General features: G+C 72.2%; 3 protein-coding genes. All 3 read left to right on the plus strand.

The annotated features are described in order from the left end of the window. The first annotated feature begins 208 nt into the window (after positions 1–208). Complete coding sequence (gene sucC, locus ACIQJT_RS41645) at positions 209–1,339, plus strand: ADP-forming succinate--CoA ligase subunit beta (RefSeq protein ID WP_402650671.1); 1,131 nt, start codon at positions 209–211, stop codon at positions 1,337–1,339. 11 nt (positions 1,340–1,350) lie between these two features. Continuing rightward, positions 1,351–2,250, plus strand: coding sequence for a succinate--CoA ligase subunit alpha (gene sucD / locus ACIQJT_RS41650; RefSeq protein ID WP_402650672.1), 900 nt, complete (start codon positions 1,351–1,353; stop codon positions 2,248–2,250). Between the two features lie 419 nt (positions 2,251–2,669). Next, entirely contained in the window at positions 2,670–4,226 is a 1,557-nt protein-coding gene (locus ACIQJT_RS41655; protein ID WP_365465727.1) for an aldehyde dehydrogenase family protein, read from the plus strand. Positions 4,227–4,315: the final 89 nt, after the last annotated feature.

Here is a 4,315-nt window from a genome sequence, read left to right on the forward strand (position 1 = left end):
GTTCTCGACACAAGCCACCTCACTTGTCCGTTGTCTTGAGCGTCCTGGTGCGCTGGTCCTGACCCCTGTTCGGCACATTGCATACAGTCGACGAATACTGTATGAAGATTGTTATCCCGCATCCGATGGGTGATGTCCAGGGGGCGTGCAGCACTTTTCAGTCGCGCAGCACTTTCAGTCGCGCATCACTTCAGACGGGAGCCTCATCATGGACCTGTACGAGCATCAGGCCCGGGCCCTCTTCGAGGAACACGGAATCCCGGTGCCGAGGGCGGAGGTCATCGACTCGCCCCAGGAGGCCCGTGCGATCGCCCGCAGGCTCGGCGGCAGCGTCGTCGTCAAGGCGCAGGTCAAGACCGGCGGCCGGGGCAAGGCAGGCGGGGTGCGGCTCGCCGCCGACCCCGTCGGGGCCGAGCGGACGGCACGCCGGATCCTCGGCATGGACATCAAAGGACACACGGTCGGCAAGGTCATGCTGGCCCAGCCGGTGGACATCGACCGCGAGTTCTACGTCGCCTACGTCCTCGACAGGGCCGCGGGCCGCTTCCTCGCCGTCGCCTCGGCCGAGGGCGGCATGGACATAGAGGAGGTCGCCGCGGTCCGCCCGGAGGCGGTCGCCCGGATACCCGTCGACCCCGCCGAGGGCGTCACCTCGGCGAAGGCGGCCGAGATCGCCGACGCGGCCGGCCTGCCGGCGCAGACCGTCGACGTCCTCGTACGGCTGTGGGAGGTCCTGGTCCGCCAGGACGCCCTCCTCGTCGAGGTCAACCCGCTCGTGCGCACCCGGCAGGGGCACATCCTCGCCCTCGACGGCAAGGTCACCCTCGATGACAACGCCCTCTTCCGGCAGGCTCGTTGGAACGGCGACACGATCGCCCACGACGACCCGCTGGAGGCGGCCGCCGCCGCGAAGGGCCTCAACTACGTCAAGCTCGACGGCGAGGTCGGCATCATCGGCAACGGCGCCGGCCTGGTCATGTCGACCCTAGACGTGGTCGCCGGCTGCGGGGCCCGCCCCGCCAACTTCCTCGACATCGGCGGCGGCGCCTCCGCCCGGGTCATGGCCGACGGACTGACGGTCATCCTGTCCGACCCGGCCGTGAAGTCCGTGTTCGTCAACGTCTTCGGCGGCATCACCGCCTGCGACGCGGTCGCCGACGGCATCGTGCGGGCCCTGGACGAGGTACGGCTCACCAAGCCGCTCGTCGTACGCCTCGACGGCAACAACGCCGCCCGCGGCCGGGCCGTCCTCGACCGGCACGCCCACCCCCTGGTCCAGCAGGCCACCACCATGGACGGCGCCGCCCGCCGGGCCGCCGAACTCGCCCACACCAGTTGAAGGAGCGGTCCATGGCCATCTTCCTGACCAAGGAGTCCAGGGTCCTCGTCCAGGGCATGACCGGCGCCGAGGGCATGAAACACACCCGCCGCATGCTCGCCGCCGGTACCGACGTCGTCGGCGGCGTCAACCCGCGCAAGGCCGGCCAGGCCGTCGACTTCGACGACCGTGTCGTACCCGTCTTCGGGTCGGTCGCCGACGGCATACGGGAGACCGGAGCCGACGTCACCGTCGTCTTCGTGCCGCCCGCCTTCGCCAAGGCGGCGGTCGTCGAGGCCGCGGACGCCGGGATCGGCCTCGTCGTCGTCATCACCGAGGGCATCCCCGTCCACGACTCCGTCGCCTTCACCTCGTACGCGAGGAAGAAGGGCACACGCGTCGTGGGCCCCAACTGCCCGGGCCTCATCTCGCCCGGCCAGTCCAACGCGGGCATCATCCCGGCCGACATCACCAGGTCCGGCCGCGTCGGGCTGGTGTCCAAGTCGGGCACGCTCACCTACCAACTCATGCACGAGCTGCGCGACATCGGATTCTCCACCTGTGTCGGCATCGGCGGGGACCCCGTCGTCGGCACCACCCACATCGACTGCCTGGCCGCCTTCCAGGACGACCCCGACACCGAACTGATCGTCCTCATCGGGGAGATCGGCGGCGACGCCGAGGAACGGGCGGCCGCCCACATCCGTGCGCACGTCACCAAACCCGTCGTCGGCTACATCGCCGGATTCACCGCGCCCGAGGGCAGGACCATGGGCCACGCCGGTGCCATCGTGTCCGGTTCGGCGGGCACGGCCCAGGCGAAGAAGGCGGCGCTGGAGGCGGTCGGCGTCAAGGTCGGGAACACCCCCACCGAGACCGCCCGCCTCGTGCTCACCCTGCTCGACACGGCCCGCGAGACCCCCGGGGCCTGACCTGGCCCCTCCGACGGCTCCGGCCCGACCGGCACCCATCCGGCGGCCTCGGCCCGACCGACACTCACCCGGAGGCCCTGGCTCGACTGACACCCATCCGGCGGCCCTGGCCCGACCGGCACCCATCCGGCGACCTGGGACCGACCGGCATCCATCCGGTGACCTGCGTCCGACCGGCACCCATCCGGCGGCCGCGACCCGCCCCACACCCATCCGGTGACCTGCGTCCGACTGGCACCCATCCGGCGGCCGCGACCCTACCCACACCCACCCGGCGACCTGGGCCCGACCGACACTCACCCGGCGGCCCCGACCAGCCCCGGACCCAACCCGGCGACGGCGGCGCACGGAGCCTCCTCCGGCCCCGCCGCGTCCCCCGTACCCCGCCCCCGACTGTGCACCGAGAGCGGAGACAGCGCATGACCACCACCCTCAACTCCACCCATCTCGTGGTGAAGTCCGGAACCTCCTGGAACGACGCCTGGCAACGCTGCCTCGCGGTCGCCCCCGAGGCCTTCCGGGACGACCGCGTCCTCAACCTCTGGGCCTCCGCCTGGCGGGCGGACGGCCGGGCCCTGCCCGCCACGAGCCCCGTCGACGGCAGCCCCGTCGCCGGCCCGCCGCGTCTGGACCGGGAAGCCGCCCACCAGGCCGTGCGCGCCTCCCTCGACCAGCACCGCGCCTGGCGGCACATCCGCCTGGACGAGCGCCGGGCCCGCGTCGCCGCCACCCTCGACGCCCTCACCCAGCACCGCGAACTCCTCGCGCTCCTGCTGGTCTGGGAGATCGGCAAGCCCTGGCGGCTCGCGCAGGCCGACGTCGACCGGGCCATCGACGGCGTCCGCTGGTACGTCGACGGCATCGAACCGATGGTCGAGGGCCGCTCCCCGCTGGACGGCCCGGTGTCCAACATCGCGAGCTGGAACTACCCGATGAGCGTGCTCGTCCACGCCATGCTGGTGCAGGCCCTGGCCGGCAACGCGGTCATCGCCAAGACCCCCACCGACGGCGGCGTCGCCTGCCTCACCCTGGCCTGCGCGCTCGCCGCCCGCGAGGGCATCCCCGTCACCCTCGTCAGCGGCAGCGGGGGAGAGCTGTCCGAGGCGCTGGTGCGGGCACCCGAGATCGGCTGCGTCTCCTTCGTCGGCGGCCGCGACACCGGCGCCGCCGTCGCCACCGCCGTCACCGACCTCGGCAAGCGGCACGTCCTCGAACAGGAGGGGCTCAACACCTGGGGCATCTGGAACTTCACCGACTGGGACGCGCTCACCGCCGTCATCCCCAAGCTCTTCGACTACGGCAAGCAGCGCTGCACGGCCTACCCGCGGTTCGTCGTCCAGCGCGAGCTGTTCGACGAGTTCCTGGCCGCCTACCTCCCCGCGGTGCGCACCCTGCGCCTCGGCCACCCGCTCGCCGTCGAGCACCCCGACGACCCGTACCCCGCACTGGACTTCGGGCCGGTGATCAACGCGGCCAAGGCGAAGGAACTCCGCGACCAGGTCGCCGAGGCCATCAGCCGCGGAGCCGTCCCCGTGCACCGCGGCAGCGAGGCGGACGCCCGCTTCCTGCCCGGCCAGGACACCTCGGCGTACGTCCAGCCGGTCACGCTCCTGAACCCGCCGCCCTCCTCGCCGCTGCACCACGCGGAACCCTTCGGCCCGGTCGACACCATCGTCCTGGTCGACACGGAGGCGGAACTGCTGGCCGCGATGAACGCCTCCAACGGCGCCCTGGTGGCCACCCTGTCCACCGACGACCGGGCCACCTTCGACCGGCTCGCCCCGCAGATCCGCGCGTTCAAGGTCGGTCACGGCAAACCGCGTTCCCGTGGCGACCGCGACGAACTGTTCGGCGGCTTCGGCGCCTCCTGGCGTGGCGCCTTCGTCGGCGGCGAACTGCTCGTGCGGGCCGTCACCCAGGGCCCGGCGGGCGAGCGGCTGCCCGGCAACTTCCCCGAGTACCAGCTCATGCCGTGAGGCGCGACCGGGCGGCGCCGGTGAGAAGGCGCCGCCCGGCCACCGGCGAACACACGACGACGCAGAGACGAGGTGACGAGCATGACGCT

The organism is Streptomyces sp. NPDC091972, assembly GCF_044756385.1.
Classification (GTDB): domain Bacteria; phylum Actinomycetota; class Actinomycetes; order Streptomycetales; family Streptomycetaceae; genus Streptomyces.